Annotated in this window: 19 protein-coding genes; 13 read left to right on the forward strand and 6 right to left on the reverse strand. The window is 37.2% G+C overall.

The features are described from left to right. The first annotated feature begins 83 nt into the window (after nt 1-83). The 6 genes from ACFSUL_RS03170 to ACFSUL_RS03195 all read left to right on the forward strand — a co-directional run bounded on the left by ACFSUL_RS03170 (nt 84) and on the right by ACFSUL_RS03195 (nt 6,211). The gene (locus tag ACFSUL_RS03170; protein WP_377932630.1) at nt 84-422 is read left to right on the forward strand and encodes a DUF3870 domain-containing protein; all 339 of its coding nucleotides are present in this window, start codon (nt 84-86) and stop codon (nt 420-422) included. 246 nt (nt 423-668) lie between these two features. Beyond that, nucleotides 669-1,604 (forward strand): glutarate dioxygenase GlaH, encoded by a 936-nt coding sequence (glaH, locus tag ACFSUL_RS03175; protein WP_377932632.1) that lies wholly within the window; start codon nt 669-671, stop codon nt 1,602-1,604. Nucleotides 1,605-1,633: 29 nt separating this feature from the next. Next, nucleotides 1,634-2,851 (forward strand): L-2-hydroxyglutarate oxidase, encoded by a 1,218-nt coding sequence (gene lhgO / locus ACFSUL_RS03180; RefSeq protein WP_377932634.1) that lies wholly within the window; start codon nt 1,634-1,636, stop codon nt 2,849-2,851. Between the two features lie 271 nt (nt 2,852-3,122). Continuing rightward, nucleotides 3,123-4,271: an acyl-CoA dehydrogenase family protein gene (locus ACFSUL_RS03185; RefSeq protein ID WP_377932636.1), complete on the forward strand. Its 1,149-nt coding sequence runs from the start codon at nt 3,123-3,125 to the stop codon at nt 4,269-4,271. A 114-nt stretch (nt 4,272-4,385) separates the two neighbouring features. Further along, complete coding sequence (locus ACFSUL_RS03190; RefSeq protein WP_377932638.1) at nt 4,386-5,672, forward strand: MFS transporter; 1,287 nt, start codon at nt 4,386-4,388, stop codon at nt 5,670-5,672. Nucleotides 5,673-5,800: 128 nt separating this feature from the next. Continuing rightward, nucleotides 5,801-6,211: a PaaI family thioesterase gene (locus tag ACFSUL_RS03195; RefSeq protein ID WP_377932640.1), complete on the forward strand. Its 411-nt coding sequence runs from the start codon at nt 5,801-5,803 to the stop codon at nt 6,209-6,211. A gap of 271 nt (nt 6,212-6,482) precedes the next feature. Here the strand turns inward: ACFSUL_RS03195 and ACFSUL_RS03200 are convergent, their stop codons facing one another. The 5 genes from ACFSUL_RS03200 to ACFSUL_RS03220 all read right to left on the reverse strand — a co-directional run bounded on the left by ACFSUL_RS03200 (nt 6,483) and on the right by ACFSUL_RS03220 (nt 13,436). Then, entirely contained in the window at nt 6,483-7,868 is a 1,386-nt protein-coding gene (locus tag ACFSUL_RS03200; protein WP_377932642.1) for a short-chain fatty acid transporter, read from the reverse strand. A 1-nt stretch (nt 7,869) separates the two neighbouring features. After that, nucleotides 7,870-9,432, reverse strand: coding sequence for a class I adenylate-forming enzyme family protein (locus ACFSUL_RS03205; RefSeq protein ID WP_377932644.1), 1,563 nt, complete (start codon nt 9,430-9,432; stop codon nt 7,870-7,872). Further along, nucleotides 9,429-11,030: a class I adenylate-forming enzyme family protein gene (locus ACFSUL_RS03210; RefSeq protein WP_377932646.1), complete on the reverse strand. Its 1,602-nt coding sequence runs from the start codon at nt 11,028-11,030 to the stop codon at nt 9,429-9,431. Before ACFSUL_RS03210 ends, ACFSUL_RS03205 begins: the two co-directional genes overlap by 4 nt. Before the next feature lie 40 nt (nt 11,031-11,070). Next, nucleotides 11,071-11,844, reverse strand: coding sequence for an SDR family NAD(P)-dependent oxidoreductase (locus ACFSUL_RS03215; protein ID WP_377932648.1), 774 nt, complete (start codon nt 11,842-11,844; stop codon nt 11,071-11,073). Nucleotides 11,845-12,056: 212 nt separating this feature from the next. Next, on the reverse strand, nt 12,057-13,436 hold the full coding sequence (locus ACFSUL_RS03220) for a sigma-54 interaction domain-containing protein (RefSeq protein ID WP_377932650.1): 1,380 nt from the start codon (nt 13,434-13,436) through the stop codon (nt 12,057-12,059). A 618-nt stretch (nt 13,437-14,054) separates the two neighbouring features. On the opposite strand from ACFSUL_RS03220, the gene ACFSUL_RS03225 reads away from it, so the two are divergent. The 3 genes from ACFSUL_RS03225 (at nt 14,055) to ACFSUL_RS03235 (ending at nt 15,897) form a co-directional block, all read left to right on the forward strand. After that, entirely contained in the window at nt 14,055-14,447 is a 393-nt protein-coding gene (locus tag ACFSUL_RS03225) for a globin domain-containing protein (protein WP_377932652.1), read from the forward strand. A 321-nt stretch (nt 14,448-14,768) separates the two neighbouring features. Then, entirely contained in the window at nt 14,769-15,203 is a 435-nt protein-coding gene (locus tag ACFSUL_RS03230) for a MarR family winged helix-turn-helix transcriptional regulator (RefSeq protein ID WP_071413073.1), read from the forward strand. Between the two features lie 67 nt (nt 15,204-15,270). Further along, nucleotides 15,271-15,897 carry an FMN-dependent NADH-azoreductase gene (locus ACFSUL_RS03235; RefSeq protein WP_377932655.1) on the forward strand — a complete coding sequence of 209 codons (627 nt, stop codon included), beginning with the start codon at nt 15,271-15,273 and terminating at the stop codon, nt 15,895-15,897. Nucleotides 15,898-15,970: 73 nt separating this feature from the next. On the opposite strand, the gene ACFSUL_RS03240 is transcribed toward ACFSUL_RS03235, so the two are convergent. Continuing rightward, nucleotides 15,971-16,123, reverse strand: coding sequence for a hypothetical protein (locus tag ACFSUL_RS03240; RefSeq protein ID WP_377932657.1), 153 nt, complete (start codon nt 16,121-16,123; stop codon nt 15,971-15,973). A 455-nt stretch (nt 16,124-16,578) separates the two neighbouring features. On the opposite strand from ACFSUL_RS03240, the gene ACFSUL_RS03245 reads away from it, so the two are divergent. The 4 genes from ACFSUL_RS03245 to ACFSUL_RS03260 all read left to right on the forward strand — a co-directional run bounded on the left by ACFSUL_RS03245 (nt 16,579) and on the right by ACFSUL_RS03260 (nt 21,403). Then, a complete protein-coding gene (locus ACFSUL_RS03245) occupies nt 16,579-17,826 on the forward strand; it encodes a dihydrolipoamide acetyltransferase family protein (protein WP_377932659.1) in 1,248 nt (415 codons plus the stop codon). Nucleotides 17,827-17,978: 152 nt separating this feature from the next. Beyond that, nucleotides 17,979-19,061 (forward strand): pyruvate dehydrogenase (acetyl-transferring) E1 component subunit alpha, encoded by a 1,083-nt coding sequence (gene pdhA / locus ACFSUL_RS03250; RefSeq protein ID WP_377932661.1) that lies wholly within the window; start codon nt 17,979-17,981, stop codon nt 19,059-19,061. Then, nucleotides 19,061-20,038, forward strand: coding sequence for an alpha-ketoacid dehydrogenase subunit beta (locus tag ACFSUL_RS03255; RefSeq protein WP_377932663.1), 978 nt, complete (start codon nt 19,061-19,063; stop codon nt 20,036-20,038). The genes pdhA and ACFSUL_RS03255 overlap by 1 nt, the downstream gene beginning before the upstream one ends. 12 nt (nt 20,039-20,050) lie before the next feature. Continuing rightward, nucleotides 20,051-21,403 (forward strand): FAD-binding oxidoreductase, encoded by a 1,353-nt coding sequence (locus ACFSUL_RS03260; RefSeq protein WP_377932665.1) that lies wholly within the window; start codon nt 20,051-20,053, stop codon nt 21,401-21,403. The last annotated feature ends 196 nt before the right edge of the window (nt 21,404-21,599 follow it).

Consider the following 21,599-nt stretch of genomic DNA (forward strand, 5'->3'; position numbering starts at 1 on the left):
TTTATCGTCATGGAACTGATAAAATATTTGTATGTTTTATCAGTTTGCTATAATGAAAGTATAGTTATGGTTATAATTGTCGAATGGGGGAAGAGATGTTGAAAAAAAAGGTAATGTTAGCGGGGCATGCCAAGCTTCCACAAGGAATGGCTGCAAGTGATATTTATCAAACATTAACAGTAACTCTTGAAGTGGATTTTAAATATTGGGTCATTCTTGATGCCTCTTGTACGTTGGCAACTGGTCATGCTCAAAATTTTTTAAGTCAATTATTAAAAGGTTACAGTCTTTTGGATGGTCTTGATCCAATTCTTAGTACGATTGAAAACCATTATTATGGTAAAGCGCAATCTGCGTTAGTTGCTGCGATTAAAGACGCCTACAAGCACTATACGCAGATTAAAAGTAATTTAAATATTTAAAATTATTAAAAAATTAATTGACAAATAAAAGCTAAATTTATAGAATAGGATTTATAAGTTACTTGTAGAAAGGCAACCCCTTTCACAATCAGTAATTGCTAAGTATAACCAATGTTAAAAAATAACTGTAAAGTCTATCGGACTTCCTAAAAGAAGCCGCAAGTAGTCTATAGCCAGTTATATCATTTCAACATGAATGATATAACTGGCTATTTTTATTGCTTACATTTAAAAGGAGGAATAAAAATGAGTATGATTCAAGAAAAATTGAAGTCGTTTGTAGGAAAGCATGACACGTTTGAGGTAAAGGAGCATCCACATCATCATCGTCTTTATTCAATTGAAATTAATAATCAGGTATTGCGTGCATTCTTAGCGGAAAACGAAGAGGTGAATGCGCAACAGCTAGAATACGTTCCATATATGAGATTAATTTTAGCAGAACGCTTGCAAAGAGTGCTCGGCAAAACTTTTGTCGAGACTATGCGTGCAATTCTACATGATCGTAAATCGGGTGGTTTTACGGTCGGAATGCAGAACCAGACAACGGACGACCAGGATTATATCAAATTCTCTACAGCGCTTACACATTTAGTAGGCGGAGTGAATTTTGATGCTATGTCAGGCACATATTATGCAAGGTTCACCGTAAAAGATACAGACAACAGCGATTCTTATTTACGGCAGGCGTATCGTTTGTTTACGCTTCATACAGATGGAACGTTTGTAGATGAACCAACAGACTGGTTGTTAATGATGAAATTTGCTGAGGAAAATGCAGTAGGTGGTGAATCTCGGTTACTCCACTTAGATGATTGGGAGGAGCTGGAGAAGTTTTCAAATCATCCTTTGGCCACTAGTCGTATTGAGTACAAAGCACCTGCTAGTAAAAATGTTGGAAAAACAGTTTATAATCAAACTTTTTATGAGCAAAATGGGAAGCCTTGTATTTGTTTTATCGATCAATTTGCTTACCCTGCTACATTGGAACAAGCAACATATTTAAAGGAGCTTTCTGACTCAATGGAAAATAGTCAGTCAACAATTGCACTGCCACTCCCTGTAGGTGACCTTGTAATGGTTAATAATACGTTTTGGCTGCATGGAAGAGCAGCTTTTGAAAAAAATCCAAATTTACATCGTGAATTATTGAGACAAAGAGGTTATTTCGCAAAGGTATGAGTTAGCAATTAAAATTGGAGGAACGTACGATGGGAGATATTGTTGTTATTGGCGGAGGAATCGTTGGATTGTCGACTGCTATCTCGTTAAGCAGGCGTTTTCCTCATGCCCGTCTCGTTGTAATAGAAAAAGAAGATAGGTGGGCAAAACATCAAACAGGGAATAATAGCGGAGTGATTCATTCAGGCATTTATTATAAACCCGGAAGCTTAAAGGCGAAATTCGCCACTGAGGGTAATAGGCAACTAGTTGAGTTTTGCGAAAAAAATGACGTAAATTATGAGCAATGTGGAAAACTGATTGTTGCAACGAAACAGTCTGAACTACCGCTATTGGAAAATTTATATCAACGCGGAATTGCAAATGGTCTAGACATTTCAATCGTAGATGATGAGCAAATAAAACAGCAAGAACCTTATGTCAAGGGGATAAAAGCTATAAAAGTTCCGCAAGCCGGTATTGTTGATTATAAACAAGTCTGTGAAACAATGGTACTTCTTTTAAAAGAGCAGGGGGCTGAGCTTTACTTAAATACAGAGGTAAAGAAAGTGCTGGAACATGACCATAATGTAGAAATTATTACAACTCAAAACACATTTACCGCAAGTTATGTAGTGAATTGCGCGGGGCTTCATAGTGATCGTGTAACAAAGATGACAGGTGTAGAAGCCGATTTGCAAATTGTTCCTTTCCGCGGCGAGTATTATGAATTAAAACCAGAAAAAATCCATCTTGTAAAGAATTTAATTTACCCTGTTCCTAATCCTGATTTTCCATTTCTCGGTGTTCATTTTACAAGGATGGTTCAAGGTGGTGTAGAAGCTGGTCCAAATGCGGTTCTTAGCTTAAAAAGAGAAGGATATAAAAAGGCAGATATTGATTTAAAAGATATTTCCGAGGTTATGAAGTATAAAGGGTTTTGGAAGCTTGCAGCTAAATATTGGAAAGAAGGTGCTAAGGAGATGTGGCGTTCCTATAGTAAAAAAGCGTTCGTGAAAAGTCTTCAAGAACTCATTCCTTCTATTCAAGAAGATGATCTTGTTCCTGCTTCAGCAGGAGTGAGGGCACAGGCACTACAATCTGATGGAACGTTAGTAGATGATTTCTTCATTACTTCTGGCAAGCGTAGTATTCATGTATGTAACGCACCATCTCCTGCTGCTACAGCATGCCTTCCGATAGGAAAAGAAATTGCTAATAGGGTGCCGGAAATGAATATCAGTCCACGATGGATTGTTCATTCTTAGTGCCATACCTTTATCTAGGGTATCTCCTAAATTTGAGAGATACCCATTATTTTTAGCTTCATGTTAATTCAAAAAAGAATCAATGATACAGAATTGAATTATTTAATACAAAAATGAATCAAAAAAACATACGAATTATTCCAAAATAATGTCCTTTTGAATCAAAATTGAATTTTGATCTGCTAAAAATCCCTTTAATAGTCGAATTTTAGGGTTGGCATGCTTCTTGCTAGTTATATAAGTGAAGATATACTAAGGAGGAATATAGATAATGACCATTACATTAACAGATGAAATGCAGCAAATGAAGAGTATGATTCGAAATTTTGTTGAAAAGGAAGTAGAGCCTTACGCAGCGCAAATTGAAGAGGATGATGCCATACCACAACATTTAATTGATAAGATGAAAGAACTTGGTTTATTTGGAATGAGTATTCCGGAACAATATGGTGGAATTGGATTAAACACAGTAGAAAAGGCCATCGTATTAGAACAATTGGGAAGAACACATAATGGTTTTGTTTCGCTGATTAGCGCGCATACAGGGATTGGAAGCACAGGACTTGTAAAGTTGGCATCCGACTATTTGAAAAATAAATACTTGCCCGATATGGCAGCAGGAAATAAAATCGGTGCCTTTGCTTTATCTGAACCTGGGGCAGGATCCGATGCAACGAATTTGGCAACAAGTGCAGAGAAAAAAGGTGATTATTGGGTGATGAATGGTACGAAGCATTTCATCACAAACGGACCTATTGCTGATGTCTTTACGGTATTTGCGTTAACAGATAGAGAAAAGGGTGCGAAAGGTGGAATTACTGCCTTTTTAGTAGAAAAGGATTTTCCAGGTTTAATTATCGGTAAAAAAGATAAGAAAATGGGATTAAAAGGTTCCTATACATCCCAAATTATTTTTGAAGATTGTATCATTCCTGAAGAAAACGTAGTTGGTGAAGTTGGTATGGGATATATGTCGGCTCTTAAGATCTTAGGAGAAGGACGTGTAAGTTTGGCAGCGAGGGCAGTCGGTTCATGCGATAAGTTAATCGAATTATCTGCTAGCTATGCGAAAGAACGTATACAATTTGGTAAACCTATTGCCGATAACCAGGCGATTCAATGGATGCTTGCGGACATGGCAACGGAAACAGAAGCCGCAAGAACACTGACAATGATGGCGGCCCAAAAGGTTGATGAGGGAAAAAAGGTTATTAAAGAGGCGTCAATGGCAAAATTATTTGCTTCCGACGTATTTAATAGAGTAGCAGATAAGGCTGTTCAAATCCATGGTGGTATGGGGTATGTTTCCGATTATCCAGTTGAACGTTTTTATCGGGATGCACGTATTACGAAAATTTACGAAGGTACAAACGAAATTCAGCGTTTAATTATCTCTAGAAACGTATTGAAAGATTGCTAGAAGAGAGAGGTTTCTTTCGAACAAACGTTAAAAAGTCATCCTAATTGCTTGCGAAGATAACTATGCGGTTGATATCAAGAAACATTTGAAAATAGGGAGAAAAGAGGGATGCGTATGCGTTGGTTTATTCTAGTGTTGCTATTCTTTGGGGCGGTTATTAACTTTGCGGATAAATCAATCATTGGGCTTGCTGCTGTACCTATTATGGAGGAATTTGATCTTTCTTATGCGGAGTGGGGGCTTGTTGGAAGCAGTTATTACTGGCTTTATCCGGTAACAGGTATTTTGGGAGCGGCTTGGGCTGATAGACTTGGGGCGAAAAAGGTACTTGGGTTAGTAATGCTGACATGGACTGTCCTGCAATTTGGTGTTTTAGCCATTGCAGCTTTACCGTTGCTGATTATCTACAGAATTTTATTAGGTGCATTTGAGGGACCATTTAGTCCTGTTGCCTATAGTCATGCAGACAAGTGGTTTCCGGCGAAACAGAAGGGACTTGCTAATTCCGTAATAGTCGGCGGAGGTACTGTTGGTGCAATGATTGTTGCTCCGTTACTTGTTTCCTTAATTGCCATTTTCGGTTGGAAGATAGCTTTTGCTCTTCTTGGTGTTGCGAGTCTTGTCTGGTTCTTCTTGTTCCAATTTTTCACAAAGGAAAATCCAGTTAAAGCATATAACAAAGTACAGGAGAAAAAGAAGAAAAAGTTAGAGAAAATAAATGTGAAAGATTTTCTTAAACTTCTTGGGTCACCTACTGCTTTATTTACAACACTAGCCTATTTTTCAACCTATATTCTAGTCGTTTGGTTTTCAGTTTGGTTGCCTATTTATCTAGTAGAATCCGTACAAATGTCTTCCGCTCAGATGGGGTATGGAGTCGCTATAATTGGAGTCGTTTCTGTACTAATTTATACGTGTGTTTCTATGTTGTCTGATTATCTATTTAAGAAAAATCAAAATTGGCGTGTATCAAGGGTATTTGTTGTTGGTGGAGCGATGATTACGGGCTCAGTATTAATGGCATCGATCATTTTTGTTCAAAATCCAATCTGGGTTATTATTGCAATGTGTTTAGCTAAAGGTCTCACCTATAGCATTTTACCAATAGGACCAACTATTATGATTAATGAAATGAGTGAACGTGGAGGATTGATGACAAGTATTTTAACTTCGTCAGGTAATATTGCAGGTATTGTTGCACCGCTTTTGACCGGCTATATTATTAGTTTGGCTGGTGGAGATAAAGTTGCAGGCTATAACTTATCTGTTCTGTTCATGGCTATCCTTGTCGGAGCTTTTGGGCTATTATTTGCTATTTTCGTTAAACCATCTTTGGCAAAAGAGAATAAAGAGGATAAGAAACGTAACTTATCTGAAAATCGCAGCTTAAAATATTCATAGTTGTTTGGTTTGGTAACTGGTTTATAACAAATCAAACCGAGTGTTCACGATGCTATTTGATTTAATCGTAGTTTTGGAAAAGGTAAAATGGCAAGATTAATAGAAATAAGAAAGGAGGGGGACGGGATTTGTTAGTTACAGTGGAGGATATTCGCAAAAGGTTTGAGAGTAATCCATTCTTTTTACATATAGGATTTGAAATCATTCAATTTGAAGAAGGCAAAGTCACTATAAAGTTAAATATTGAAGAATATTTACTAAATGTGAATGGAACTCTTCACGGAGGCGTTCATGCTACTATGCTTGATACTATTCTCGGAATGGTTACTCGTTCTGTAACGAAAGCAAAGGTTGTAACAACAAATCTAACGGTTCATTATCTAGCCAGTATATCAGGAGGAGAAATATTTGCAGAAGCGAAGGTCCTCCAAGAAGGACACAAACTTGCCTTTACAGAGGGAGAGATTAAAGATACAAAAGGAAACACAATCGCAAAGGGAATTGGTACATTTAAGCTTATTCGCGATGAGCGAAAATAAGAACAGGATTCATGTCCCATTAGAAGCATGAGTACTCTATACCTAGAGTGAAAAAAACTTGATCTATTATCCGAGTCGGCTTGTATGTAAATAGACCAATTTATTTTGAATAAAGCGAGGACTGAAAACAAATAAAGAAAGAGGCTTTATCAAAAAGTTATCGAGAGATAACCTTTTGTGAGCCTCTTTCTCTTCTTCTTCAAGAAAGTATAAAACTTTGTATGCAGAAAACTACATTATTGAAGTGAAATACGCCTAGCTTTTGTTCTTACTATAAGATAAGCAAGAAAATAGAAGTAACAATACCAACATAAATGAGTGTTACCATTGTAAAGCCCATAATATCTCGGATTTTTAGACCAGCAATTGCCAGTAGTGGAATTGCCCAAAATGGTTGAATCATATTCGTCCAAGCATCTCCCCAGGCAACAGCCATAACAATTTTAGCAGGGTCAACCCCCATTTCCAAAGCAGCCGGAATAACAATCGGTGCCTGTATTGCCCATTGCCCTCCCCCTGAAGGTATAAATACATTTAAAAATCCAGAAGATAAAAATGTGAAAAGTGGAAGGGTAGCGCTTGTTGAGATGTCGGTAAAGAAGTTCGACAACCAGACAGCTAAACCAGATGCACCTAGCATTCCCATAATTCCTGCGTAGAAGGGATACTGTAATGCAAATTGACCAACACTCCCGGAAGCTTTTACTAATCCTTTTCCAAGTTCTCGAACATTTCCGAATAATAAAAGTGCAAGTGTTAAAAAGATCAAATTTACTGTATTTAAGTTAAGATCCAACCCATTTTTCATAAAATGATTTACCAAATAGGATAAACCTAACAAACCTCCAATAAGTGTAATAACACGGCTTTTTTCTAGTCTATCATTTATATAGTTCGTTTGTTCTGCTGCGCTTTCCTCATCAATCGAATCAACTAGTAGTGCTTGATCTACAATGAAGCGGTCTTCTTTTCTTTTCGGGTGAATCATTTTCATAATAAACGGTAGTGTTAAGAAGACGACTACAACAATTGCAATATTAAGAACAGACAATAGCGTTTCAGAAGTAGGAATGATGCCTATCTGATCTTGAAAGATATGATCTTGTGTAGCTACGAACAGCGCTGGGGAGGAGGAAAGACCGCCTTCCCAAATAACAAATCCTGAATAGCCAGCTGCCACTAGTACGCGATAATCCACGTCATGAACCTTTTTCGCAACAAGCTTCGCCATAATTCCAGCAACAACCAATCCAAAAGCCCAACTAATCAAGGAAGCTGCCAGTGAAGTAAACGTAACAAGTAATATGGCGGAATTAGGTGATTTGCACTTTCCAGCTATTGATTCCAGTGTACGAGAAACCGGTTTTGTCAGTGCCAAAGCGTAACTCATGATAAACGTTGTAATAATTTGAGCAGTAAAGGTTAATAGTCCCCATAGACCATCTCCCCAATACGTTATCATGTCAAAAGGACTGCTTTCGGTAATAAAGATACCACCTAAAAACGTAATGATGGTAAGCAAAACAGCAAACACAAATGCATCTGGTAACCATTTCTCTGCTAACCTTGCAAATGCCAGTGCAATCTTGGAAAGAAAATTATTTTTCTGGTGCTCTACTGGATGATGCTGTGGTTCTTTCTTGATATTTGGCTCCATCTTAAGTCCCCCTTGTAGGAATGAATTTTTTTAATTGATGCTTTTGAATTTTTCCTACCGATGTTCTCGGAAACTCTTCCATGAAGTGAACAGCGCTAGGAACTTTAAATTTGGCAAGTTTCGTTTTGCAAAAATCAATTATTTCTCGGCTAGAAGGTTTATAGCCATCTTTTAAAATAACAAAAGCATGAATAGATTCATCCTTTATTTCATCAGGAACTCCTACAATAGCACTTTCAAATACTGCCTCATGCTCATTGATAATATCTTCTACCTCACTTGCTGCTACATTTTCACCGGAACGTTTGATCATGTCCTTTTTACGATCGACAAAGTAGAAATAGCCATCGTCGCGGTTTTTTCGTGCGATATCACCAGTATGAAGCCATCCGTCTTTTATTGTACTGTTTGTAGCTTCTTCATTATTAAAATAACCTTTCATAATGGTTCTGCCTGGAATGCCAGAAACGGTAATTTGTCCTTCTTCTCCGTCTGGTACTTCATGATTGTTTTCATCGACAAGCTTTACACTATATCCAAGAATCGGACGACCAATGCTTTCATTATTGTAATGACCATCAAGCGAATTGATAAGTGGCGTTCCAACTGTTTCTGTCATGCCGTATAGTTGCCTTAGAGGCACTCGATAGCGATCTTTGAAAGTGTGAAGTTGGTCGTTTGTAATGGACTGGGCGAAAATAATGAGTCGTAATCCATTTTTAGCGTCTGTAGGGTCATAAGGCTTCTTTAAAATCATTTTTAATGGTGCGGCAAATAAGGATCCAACAGTTGCTTGTAATCGTTTAGCCTGTTTGAAGTAGTTGGAAGCACTAAAGCCCTCTGTAATAGCAATGCTGGCACCAGCAGTCAAAGCTGGCATCGATAAGTAATACTGTCCGTTACCATGGAAAATTGGTAGAACTACTAAAACGCGATCGTCTGGAGATATTCTTAGCGTTTTGGACATTACTTCTCCAGCAAAAAGATAATTGGCATGGGTAATTAACACACCTTTTGGCTTGGATGTCGTTCCTGAAGTATATAAAATAGAAGCGATATCATTACTAGACACATTAGGAAATTGAGAGAGCGGCTCTGTTTGTTCTATTATTCTTTGGAGACAAACGCCATGCTCACTTTGTCCATTGCTTCTTGATAAAAATAATCCATTTATTTGATCATAAAAACTAGCAAACTTATAAACATACTCATCTTCTGTAATTACTAATTTTGACTCCGAGTGTTCAAACAAATAAGCAATTTCATCCTCTGTAGAAAGAATATTAGTAGGGACCATTATCGCCCCCAGAGAAGTAATAGCAAACCATGAGATCATAAAATCCATGCTATTCGGTAAATGAAGAAGGATTTTATCTCCCTTTTTAATCCCCCGGGTTTGAAATGCATTCGCTAGTCGGCATACTTTATCGGTAAACTCCTCATAAGTGAGGGAATATGACATCTCCTCCTTATCCTCAAAAACGACAAATGTTTTTTGTGGATGAAGGGATGTCATCTCCTGTAAGAGGAGAGGGATAGTTCTATTTCCAATGATATCTGTCATATTTTTTTCTCCTGGTCCTTAGACATTTCTGCTAGTTTCTTTTTAATAATTTTCCCACCAGGATTACGAGGGAATTCTTTAATAAACTCTACGTATCTAGGTACTTTAAATTTAGAGAGGTGTTCACGTGCAAATGCGACAACCTCCTCTGCCGTTAGCTCTACATCCGGTTTTTTGACTATATAGGCCTTAACTTCTTCTCCATATAATTTATCTTTAACGCCTACAACGGAAGCTTCTAGAATTTTTGGATGTGCATACAAAACATTTTCCACTTCAATAGAATAAATATTTTCACCGCCACGATTAATCATGTCTTTTATTCGATCCATAATGTAAACAAAGCCATCCTGATCAATGTAGGCAATATCTCCAGATTTCCAATAACCATCGATAAAGGACGAAGCATTCGCCTCTTTGTTGTTCCAGTAGCCTTTAACAACCATCGGTCCTTTAATATATAGTTCTCCAATTTCCGCTGGTCCGCAATCCTCTCCATCTTGATTGACAATTTTTAAATCTCCAACCGGAACGGGTAAACCGACAGAACTAGATTTCTCGATTGGATAACTTTCCGGCATAATGGTTGCTGGAGAAGCCGTTTCAGTAGCACCATAGGCATTATGAAGGGAAGCGTTAGGAAAATATGTTTTTAAGTCCTTAATTGTTTCCTTCGACATCGGAGCCCCTCCATATGCGACAGTTCGAACATAACCATACGAAAATGTTTTGAAAAATGGAGTAGACATTAACATGATATAGATTGTTGGAACGTTAAACATAAAATTGATTTTTTCCGAAACTAGTAATTCAATAAATGGCTCTGTACGATATCGATCCATTAAAACATTGGTTCCACCTACTAAGATTACATGGAATAGTTGTCCAATCAGACCTGTAACATGGAAAAGTGGAACGGCAATTAACGTACGCGTATGATGGTTTGTTTTTAAGACATGTTTGTAATTCAGAGAACTGTGAATGATGTTAATATGACTGCCGACGGCTCCTTTTGGAAGTCCGGTAGTACCAGATGTATACATTATATAAAGTGTGTCTGTTTCTGACGGTGCTTGATAGGGTGTTTCAGATTTAGGATGATCATTCAGTAATTCATCGTGAAAGGAGTACATATTTTTTAATGGCTGGTGCTCATCAATTAACATGCAGGATGGAGTATATCCGTTTCCTGTCAACCAATCTTCTAATGGTTCCGCTAACGTGCTATTTGTTATTAACATTTTTGCTCCGGAATCCGTAAGCATGTAGATTAAGTCACGTGCTGTGAGCTTAGTATTAAGTGGCACAAAAATAGCCCCAATTTTAGCACAAGCAAGCACAGTTAAAGCGAATTCTATTTCATTCCCAAGTAAAAGGGCAATTCTATCTCCCTTTTTTATCTGTTTTTGTAGTAAGTTAGAGGCTACCGTATCCACTTGTTCCTTTAGTTCTTGGTAGTTTAGGCGGATATGGTCTTTAATTAGAGCTTCCTTTGTAGGGAATTTCTCTGCTGCATTTACTAGCATTTCATATACATTTGATGGTCTGTCTGCAAACACTTTTACATCGTGTCCATAAAGTCTTTTCTCAATAATCATAAAATTTCCCCCATTTCATAATCTATTTATTGATAATGAATTATTTAGCAGTCCAACCACCATCAACATGCAAAACTTGGCCTGTAACATAGTTGGATGCACCGGACGCAAGAAAGACAATAGGACCGGCTAAATCTTCCTGATCTCCAATACGGTTTACCATTGTATTCCCAACAATTTCTTTATAACGCTGCTCATCTTGAAGCCAAGTAGCTGTCATTGGTGTTTTAATGTATGCTGGTGCGACCGCGTTCACATGGATGTTATAAGGAGAGAGCTCACTTGCCCAGACCTTTGTTAATTGGTTGATGCCCCCTTTACTAGCTGCATAGCTTGTTTGTGAGGGCATACCAATACCTCCCAAGATAGAAGAAATATTGATGATTTTCCCGTTCTTTTGTTTTATCATTTGCTTTGCGGCTGCTTGTCCAACTAAAAAGATTCCTTTTAAATTTGTATTTAATACTTTATCCCAGTCACTTTCTTCTACTTCTACCAGCGGCTTCCGAATATTCATTCCAGCATTATTGACCAAGATGTCAAGCTGACCATGGTGTTCGATAATTTCATTTACCATATTATCGACTTGTTCTTTATTCGTTACATCTGCTTGTATCCAAGAGAAGTCCAATCCCTGATTGTTCATCTCTTCGACAACTTTTTGGAGTTCATCTGCTTTACGACTAGAAATGATTACCTTCGCCCCATTTATTCCTAAAGCACAGGCCATCGCTAAACCAATACCTTTACTGCCACCTGTAACAAGTGCGACCTTTCCGTCTAAACGGAAGGAAGGAAAATTACTAATATTCATACTTACACCCCATTATTCTGAATTTTTTTATTAGTCTCACCTTAACTATTGCAAATTCCGTGCCAAGTTGAGATATTTTGCATTTGCCTGCGAAAAATGTAAGTTTTTAGAGAGAGGAGTCTAACGATGTCTAAATGTGTCTATTGAAAGCAAAAAAAATGATTCTATAAAGAATCACTTGGAATTATTGATGAAATTATGAATCAGGGCTGTTATATCCCTAGACGTTGCATTTTTTTGACTAAAGTGGACTGGCTAATTCCCAGGAATTTAGCGGCTTTTCTTGTGGTTTTATACTTGACCATTGCTTTTAAAATCATATCTCTTTCTATATCATGAAGTATTTCCTTCATTGTTTTTCGTGAAGCTTGGCATTCGGAGGATGGTTGATTGGTAAAAGGAAAATGATTGGAATCAATAAAATCATTTTCTGCTGTTACAACGAGTCGCTCTATCAAGTTTTGCATTTCTCTAATATTCCCTGGCCATGAATAAGATTTCATTGTAAAAAAAGCATCGTCCGTCAATTGTTTATGTAGATTATATTTTTGGTTAACCTTTTGTAAAAAATAATGAGCAAGTAGCGGTATGTCTTCTTGTCGTTCACGTAAAGGAGGAATTTTAATGGGAATAATGTTCAACCGATAATATAAATCTTCGCGAAATTCTCCTTGTTTTACTAACGACTCCAGATCTTTGTTGGTTGCAGAGATGACGCGAACATCAATTTTAATTGTTGGACCGCCACCAATTCTAGTAACCTCAAACTCTTGTAATACCCTTAATAGTTTTACTTGAAGTGGTAACGGCATTTCACCAATTTCATCGAGAAAAATAGTTCCACCATGTGCCTGTTCAAATAAACCAGGACGACCTTTGTCATCTGCACCTGTAAAAGCACCTTTTTCATATCCAAATAACTCCGATTCCAACAAATCTTTTGGGATGGCTGCACAGTTTACTTTAATAAATGGTTTAGTAGAGCGGCTACTTAACTTTTGAATAAGATTGGCAATAACTTCTTTTCCGACACCTGTTTCCCCAAGTAGTAAAACGGTAGAGTTAACGTTTGCAATTTTCTGTGCCATGTCAATAGCTGCTACCATATTATCACTGTTGGCAATAATGCCTTCATGCATGATAACTTGTTGTTGTTTATGATAATGCTCTAACTCTTGTAAATAATGATTAGCCAGTGCTTTTGTCTGATTCAATTCTTCTTTTAAGTTATTTAATGTTGATACGTCTCGTAGGTTTGTGACAACAAACAAAATGTCGCCATTCTCATCAAAAATTGGGTTTCCGGTAACTAATAGTTCTTTTCCATTTATTGATTGAACCATCGTCAATCGCTCTTTCTTTTTCAATACATTTAATGAGATAGAATCCGATATAATACCTTCTTGTATCAAATCTTGCATATGTTTACCTATTAATTCCTCTTCTGTTATCCCCGTAACCCGAGTATATGCTTTGTTCAGCTTCAGGGTGTATCCATGTTTATCTGTTATAAACATTGGGTCATAGCTAGAATTAAAGGCTGTTTCATATTTCCTCGCGAGTTCTTTTGTTCGCTTGAGTTCATCTGTCAATTCTTTAATCCGTTGTTGAGGTGTATCCATTAATTGAGTATGAATTGTTAGCCCCTCCTTTTTGTTTTATTCTAAATTATCTGATTACATTTTTCATCACTTTTTTGAAAAAAAGTAAAGTATTAACTAATTTTATCTTGATATGGAAATTTAAAGGTAGTGTAGGTGGCACATGATTCATCGGTTTAGACAGTATGTTTTGAATAAATCATATGAAATTTAATCTCTCACGAATATTTTGTTAATGAATTGACCAAATCCCTCCATGAAAACAGCAGCACGAGAGCTTAATAAAGATTTATTGAGAAGAATATAGGAGTCCTTGGTGACAAGAGATCATTTCATTTTGAAATTGGTCTTTTTCTTCGTTTGCTGATAAGGTAGGTGAGGGTAGTTGACTAATAAGTTACAAATGTGATGGATACCGACAAATCTGTATACGGTTAGGTAATAAGGGCAACGACTTAATCGCTTAATAATCTTATATTTTGTACTCTTGTAGAGAATAAGAGGTAATTGGTACAATTCTCATCATTTCTGAGTGTGATATAGATAACAGTTTTACTATTGAGATAAGGATATACTAAAATAAAGAATCTTTTAAGGAGGTCTTAAAAAGTGAAAGAACCTCGTTTACAAACCTTATATGACCAAATTGGTGAGGATATGATTAATCAATTAGTGGATGCTTTTTACCCAAGAGTATATGCTGATCCAGACTTAAGTCCGTTATTTCAAGGAGATATGAGTGAAATTATGCGAAAGCAGCGAATGTTTTTAACACAGTTTCTTGGTGGACCTCCCTTATATAGTCAAGAGTTTGGGCCACCTGCGATGAGACATCGCCATCTGCCATTTGAAATTACGCCAAAGCGGGCAGAGTGCTGGCTGCGTTGCATGGGAGAAGCATTTGAAGAAGTAGGATTGGATAAACAACCAGCAGGGGAAACTTTTTACAATCGATTAAAACAAGTTGCAGCGATCATGGTCAATTCTGCAGAAAATAATTAATGTAAATGGGAAGGTTGAGTAACAAACCTTCCTTTTTGTCTGCAATTATAAAAGGGAGCTGTTAGACTTAGTACTGTTGAATAAAGATGATATTTATAGTACCAATAGTACTTATTATTTTTAACAACGCCTGAAAATGAAGAGTGGATTGAAGCGGAAAGTAATAGTAAACTTCCCCACAAGCAACAAACTTTATGAAAACAGCCTTTGTAAAAAATAGAATGAGTGCATACGACAGTTCTGGTTGACAAGTTAACTTAGATTTATTATAATTTCCAATTGTAAATTAGTATGCATAGCAACTAAATAGTGGAGGTACTTTTGAAATTGACTTTTCAAGACTATATTAGTATTAAAATTCATAAAACAGACTTGAATCTTACTAGTTATATTAAGACGAAATTAGAGCCATATAATCTTGCACCAGAACAAAATTTAGTTATGATGCTGCTTTGGGAAGAAGATGGATTGACTCAAAATCAAGTTGCGGAAAAACTAAATAAGGACAAAACAAATATTGCGAGAATGGCTTCCAATCTCGAAAAAAAAGGTTTTATTAAAAGGTGCAAGTGTCCTGACGATGGTCGTTCTCAAAAGTTATACCTTACTCCGTGCGGAAAGAAGCTTAGTGAAAAGGTGATTCCACTTGCAGATAAATTTAATGAAAAAGTATGCAAAGATTTTTCAAAGGAAGAGTTGCTAGAGTTAGAGAGACTCCTTTCAAAAATTAATCGGAATGTCCAAGAGCTAGTTTAAAAAGGATACATAATCACATTTAATTGCTATAACAACTTTTAATATTTTTACTCAGGGGGTTTTTTACATGGCAAAAGTTTTATTTATTAAGGCGAATTCTAGACCAATTGAACAAGCGGTAAGTGTTAAACTTTATCACACTTTTCTTGATAGTTATAGAGAGTCACATCCAGAGGATACAATTATAGAACTTGATTTATTTGAGGAAAACTTGCCTTATTATGATACAGATAAAATTAATGGAATGTATAAATTAGCTAATGGAATAGAGCTAACTTCTTCTGAAAAAGAAGCAACAGACATAGTGAATAAGTATTTAAATCAATTCCTTGAAGCGGATAAAGTCGTAATGGCTTTCCCACTGTGGAACTTCACTATACCAGCTCCATTGCATACGTACTTAGATTACATGGGACAAGCGGGTAAAACATTCCGTTACACTGCGGAAGGGCCAGTTGGATTACTTCCTGATAAAAAGGTAGCTCTTTTAAACGCAAGAGGCGGAGTATATTCGGAAGGTCCTGCTCAATCATCAGAAATGTCTGTTAACTATGTAGATACATTGTTAAATTTCTGGGGGGTAGAGGACACTACTACAGTAATTATAGAAGGTCATAATCAATATCCAGACAGAGCAGAAGAAATTATTGAAGAAGGTCTACAAAAAGCAGCTACTGCGGCTAATAGTTTCTAATTTCTGTAACCTAAAACTACTAAATGATTCTTTAAGAGGATTGCCGTGGCAATCCTCTTATTTTACGTGAAAATTAATTGTTACTAGGTAGATAAGGAAAGCATGGATACTTGATTGTCTTAATCGCTACTTTAGGTTTGCTTACCCATTCTTTATAGGTTTTTGGTGAAATACTATTTACTCTACTGCCATCATAGTATATTGGTCTATCTTTTTGGTTAGTCACATTATCCTCCTTAAAAAGTACTATTATACTTTTATTATACCTACTATTCTGAAAATTTAAATATAATTCTTTGTTATCGTTTATTAGTTAATCGTATAACATCTTAAACTGTAGTATGAAAAGATAAGGGTCTTTTCTCATAGATCGTTGTTTTCACTTATAAACTTTTCCCGTTGATTTCCGCTATAGGCACTAGACACTCAGCTTCGCCTGCGGGGTCTCCCACTTCCCTCTCTTCCCGTAGGAGTCAAGTGTCCTCCGCTCCAATCAACTCAGTAGTTTAAACTTAGTTTTTCATTAAAAAGCAACAAACTTTATGAAAATAGCCAAAGATAAAGTGGTAGACCTCCCACATAAAAAAATACTAATATCAAAAAAATTATCATCAAAATACAAACTAGTTAGTATTTTAATAATAGGATATTAATATTTTTTAAAAGAGAAGGGATGATTACGTGGCATACGAGTTCAAATTACCCGATATTGGAGAAGGGTTACAGGAGGCAGAGATTATTCGCTGGCTTGTGTCTAAAAGCGATCAAATAGAAAGAGACCAACCTATTGTAGAAGTGCAAACAGATAAGGCGACCGTTGAAATTTCGACACCTGTTGCTGGAACCGTACATACATTAGCTGGGGATGAAGGAGGAGTGGTAAAGGTTGGAGAACCCCTCATCACGATTATCCAAGAATCTGAAACTCTAGCAAACACACCTTCTCCTCCACAAGAAAACATAGCAGCTACTACTCGAAAAGAAAGTGTCATCGCGATACCTCAAACTGGGAAACCTTCCAAAGACAGACTACCACAACCAAAACAAAAACGAATTGTTGCGGCACCAACCGTACGAAAGAAGGCAAGAGATTTAAACATTCCTATTAAAGAGGTTACAGGCACTGGGAAAGCAGGGAGAGTTACAGAAGAAGACCTTTACCGATATTTAAAAGAAAAGCAAGAGCCCCCATTAATTAAACAAGAATATAGGAGTCATCCGGAGAAAATACGAACGGAACGAATTAAAATCAGAGGGTTACGAAAAGTTATTGCGGAAAAGATGACAAGGTCAGCCTATACAGCACCACATGTAACGGGAATGGATGAGATTGATGTATCAAATCTTATCCAGCTACGAAAAAACATTATTACGCAACTAGATAAGGACGCTAAGATAACGTACCTACCATTTATCATGAAAGCAATTGTTAAGGCTTTAAAAGAAAACCCTTATTTTAATTCTTCCATTGACGAACAAAATAATGAAATAGTTTTAACAAAACAATATAACATTGGGATTGCTACAGCTACAAAGGAAGGGGTAGTTGTTCCGGTAATAAAAGAAGTAGATCAAAAATCAATTTTGGAGATTGCAGAAGAGATTGCCAATTTAATAGAAAAGGCACGTCAAAATAAACTCTCAATGGAAGATATAAGTGGTGGTACTTTTACGATTACGAGTACAGGTGCAGATGGAGGTTGGTATGCTACGCCGATTATCAATTATCCAGAAGTGGCAATTTTTGGGGCCCATTCTATTAAGAAGAAACCAGTTGTTGTTGATAATGAAATCGTCATTCGGAGTGTGATGGGAATATCGATTACATTTGATCATCGTGTTATTGATGGGGAACCAGCAGGGAGATTTATGAGGATTGTTAAGGATACGTTAGAGCATCCGGAATTATTGCTATTAGATTTAAGATAGATTCCAAATGGTGTCTAATCTTTTCATTAGTTTTAATATAGTTACATTTAGTTACATTTGTTAGAGATATCGTTACAAATGAATCCGATATTCTGCATTAAAAAACTGTTTAGTTCACTTTTTATAAAAAGGATCTATAAGGAGGCCCTTCCATGTACGATGAAAGTACTTTAGTTAAAGAAAAATTTCAGCTGTTGGATGAAAATGGTCAGTTTGATGATTCAAAGGGCTATGACTTTGACGATGATTTGCTCGTGAAGATGTACAAATGGATGGTGAAAATGAGGAGTTTTGATGTCCGTTTGTTAAAAATGCAACGCCAAGGAAGAATTGGTACGTATGCTCCTTTTAGTGGGCAAGAAGCGGCCCAAATTGGAAGTGCTGTAGCTTTAGATTTAAAAGATTGGATTTTCCCAAGTTATCGGGAAATTGCTGCCTGCGTTACACATGGACTTCCGATGAAACAAGTGTTGCTCTATGTAAAAGGCCATTTTGAAGGGGGGAAAATTCCAAAAGAGCTTAATATTTTCCCAATCCAAATTATTATTGCTGCTCAAGCTCTTCATGCAACAGGATGTGCATGGGCTTCTAAATTGAAAGGAGAAAAACAAGTATCTGTTAGTTATTTTGGTGACGGTGCCACGTCAGAAGGTGATTTTCATGAAGCATTAAATTTTGCTTCGGTTCATAAAGTTCCTACCATTTTCTTTTGTCAAAATAACCAATGGGCTATTAGTGTGCCACTAAAGAAACAAACGGTCAGTAGCACAATTGCTCAAAAAGCCATTGCTTACGGGATGAAGGGTGTTCGAGTTGATGGAAATGATGTGTTAGCTGTCTATCAAGTAATGAAAGAAGCGGTTGCCCGTGCACGAAATGGAGAAGGACCAACATTAATAGAAGCTGTGACATATCGACAGGGACCTCACACGACGGCGGATGACCCAACGAAATATCGAGAAGAAAAGGAGGTCGAGAACTGGATAAATGTAAAAGACCCTATTACTCGGTTTCGTCAATTTTTAGAAAAGAAAAACCTCTGGACAGTTTCTCAAGAAGAGGCGCTCCAAAAAACATGTAACGAGGAAATTGATCAAGCGATTCAAGAGGCGGAAGAGGAGCCACTAATTCCTACATATGCCGCTTTTGATTATGTATATGCGGAAGGGAATACACTTTTACAGGAACAGAAAGAAGAGGTTCAGCGAAATGGTCAAAGAAGGGAGGATGTGTAATGGCAAAAAAAACGATGATTGAGGCTATTAATGAAGCAATGGAACAAGAAATGGAACAAAATGAACGAGTCATTGTGTTAGGAGAAGATGTCGGGAGAAATGGAGGAGTCTTCCGTGCTACTGATGGATTACAAGCTCGATTTGGTGAAGACCGTGTGATTGATACACCGTTAGCAGAATCGGGTATCGTCGGAACAGCTGTTGGATTATCTGTAAATGGCTTCCGTCCTATTGCAGAGATTCAGTTTTTAGGGTTTGTGTATGAAACAATGGATCAGCTATCCGCTCAAGCAGCTCGATTACGATTCCGCTCAGCTGGTAGATTCCATGCACCGATAGTAATTAGAAGTCCGTATGGTGGTGGCGTTCGTACACCGGAGTTGCATTCCGATAGTTTAGAGGGCCTTTTTACACACTCTCCTGGGTTAAAGGTTGTTATGCCGTCTAATGCATATGACGCAAAGGGTCTTCTTATTTCGGCGATTCGTGATGATGACCCAGTTGTTTTTCTAGAACCAATGAAGTTGTATCGTGCGATCCGTATGGAAGTTCCTGATGAAGCTTATACGCTTCCAATTGGAAAAGCGAATGTAGTAAAAAAAGGATCGGACCTCACGATTGTAACATGGGGAGCGACTGTGCCACTTGTTACAAAAATTTCCGAGGAGTTTATGACACACGGAATTGATATTGAAGTTATTGACCTTCGAGCACTTCAACCACTTGATGTAGACACAATCATACAATCTGTTGAAAAAACAACGAAATTAGTTATTGTTCATGAAGCAGTCCGAAATAATGGGTTTGGTGCTGAAATATCGGCGGTTGTAAATGAGCGGGCTCTATTTTCATTATCAGTGCCAATTGTAAGGGTGACGGGTTATGACACGCCATATCCTGTTCCTACTATGGAAGATAATTGGCTTCCGAATGCGGATCGAATCACAACAAAAGTAAAAGAGCTTTTAGCTTATTAAGGGGGTGCCAAGATGAAATTGTATAAAGAGTTAGTGACAATCATCAAGGATGAAAATCGTGTATCGATAAATGAAACCATTCTTGAGCAGCATAGTAAGGGCTTGGCGTATCATACTCCCGTGAAGCCGGATATCGTTGTTTTCCCAACAACAACAGAGGAGATACGAAGCATTCTCGCTTTGGCAAATCTGCATCAAATACCAGTAACCCCATACGGAGCAGGGAGTAGTCTTGAAGGACATTTTATTCCTGTTAACAAAGGCATTATGATCAATTTGACGAGGATGAATAAAATAATCGACATTCGCCCAGATGATTTTATTGTAAAAGTACAACCAGGGGTAACAAGAAACCAATTGAATCAAGAGTTAAAAAAGTATGGCTTGTTTTTCCCAGTGGATCCTGGTGCTGACGCATCTATTGGGGGAATGGCTTCCACCAATGCGAGCGGGACAAATAGTGTTAAATATGGAACAATGAAGGATCAGGTACTAGGTCTAGAAGTAGTGTTAGCGAATGGGAAAATAATTAAGACGGGTGGTATGGCTATAAAGTCATCTGCTGGTTATAATTTAACAAGTTTATTTGTTGGATCGGAAGGGACATTAGGAGTCTTTTCTGAAGTTACGTTACGTTTAAAAGGCATCCAAGAAGCTACTGTAGCGGGGAGAGCTTTATTTTCTTCAATTGAAGAAGCGGGAAAAGCTGCTGAGACGATGTTAAAATCCGGTATTTCTTTTGGGAAAATAGAACTTGTGGATGATCGAACGATTAAAGCTGTTAATGCATATAAAGAAACGAACTATCAAGAAGTTCCAACGCTATTTATTGAAATTAGTGGAAGTGATCAATCCGTCCAACACGACATTGCCGTAACACAGGAAGTAGCAATGAGTGAAGGTTGTACATTATTTGAATTTGAAAATGACTCATTAGCAAGAGCTAAGCTATGGGAGGCACGACATCATGTTGCATTTGCTATTCTAGCAGCTAACCCAGGCAAAGGGATGCTGTCAACAGATGTATGCGTACCGATTTCAGAACTTCCAAATGCGATTATCGAAACAAGAAAAATCACTGATAAGTTCCAAGTAGATGCAGCAATTTTTGGACATATCGGAGATGGTAATTATCATGCTGTTATGTCCATAGATGAAGATAATGTGGGAAAAATAGAAAAAATCAATGAACATATCGTTCAATATGCATTAAAAAAAGGAGGAACATGTACGGGTGAACATGGAGTTGGAATAGGGAAAAGGAAATTCCTGTCACAGGAACACGGAGATGCCGTTAAAGTGATGAAAACAATCAAAGCTTCATTAGACCCAATGGGGATATTGAATCCTGGGAAAGTGTTTTAAGATATTCTCTACTCTGGTGTTTTAACGCGTTAATAGAAGGAGTGGAGGAATCCAATATCATTGTTGAACTTTTTGTTTTTCACAATTGAAACCACTTACAATTTATATGTGATTGCAGTATACTAGATTTGTCTTGAATTTTCTGAATTATCAGGTTTGGACAATGCATACTAGGTGATTAGTATGTACTATCACT

The sequence above is a fragment of the Bacillus seohaeanensis genome (genome assembly GCF_042684945.1).
Lineage (GTDB): Bacteria > Bacillota > Bacilli > Bacillales > Bacillaceae_B > Rossellomorea > Rossellomorea seohaeanensis.

Coding starts and splice junctions, on each gene's coding strand:
- ACFSUL_RS03185 (WP_377932636.1), top strand. CDS start 3,123: ATGACCATTACATTAACAGATGAAATGCAGCAAATGAAGAGTATGATT.
- glaH (WP_377932632.1), top strand. CDS start 669: ATGAGTATGATTCAAGAAAAATTGAAGTCGTTTGTAGGAAAGCATGAC.
- ACFSUL_RS03200 (WP_377932642.1), bottom strand. CDS start 7,868: ATGGAGCCAAATATCAAGAAAGAACCACAGCATCATCCAGTAGAGCAC.
- ACFSUL_RS03190 (WP_377932638.1), top strand. CDS start 4,386: ATGCGTTGGTTTATTCTAGTGTTGCTATTCTTTGGGGCGGTTATTAAC.
- ACFSUL_RS03210 (WP_377932646.1), bottom strand. CDS start 11,030: ATGATTATTGAGAAAAGACTTTATGGACACGATGTAAAAGTGTTTGCA.
- pdhA (WP_377932661.1), top strand. CDS start 17,979: ATGTACGATGAAAGTACTTTAGTTAAAGAAAAATTTCAGCTGTTGGAT.
- ACFSUL_RS03170 (WP_377932630.1), top strand. CDS start 84: ATGGGGGAAGAGATGTTGAAAAAAAAGGTAATGTTAGCGGGGCATGCC.
- ACFSUL_RS03215 (WP_377932648.1), bottom strand. CDS start 11,844: ATGAATATTAGTAATTTTCCTTCCTTCCGTTTAGACGGAAAGGTCGCA.
- ACFSUL_RS03205 (WP_377932644.1), bottom strand. CDS start 9,432: ATGACAGATATCATTGGAAATAGAACTATCCCTCTCCTCTTACAGGAG.
- ACFSUL_RS03260 (WP_377932665.1), top strand. CDS start 20,051: ATGAAATTGTATAAAGAGTTAGTGACAATCATCAAGGATGAAAATCGT.
- ACFSUL_RS03235 (WP_377932655.1), top strand. CDS start 15,271: ATGGCAAAAGTTTTATTTATTAAGGCGAATTCTAGACCAATTGAACAA.
- lhgO (WP_377932634.1), top strand. CDS start 1,634: ATGGGAGATATTGTTGTTATTGGCGGAGGAATCGTTGGATTGTCGACT.
- ACFSUL_RS03255 (WP_377932663.1), top strand. CDS start 19,061: ATGGCAAAAAAAACGATGATTGAGGCTATTAATGAAGCAATGGAACAA.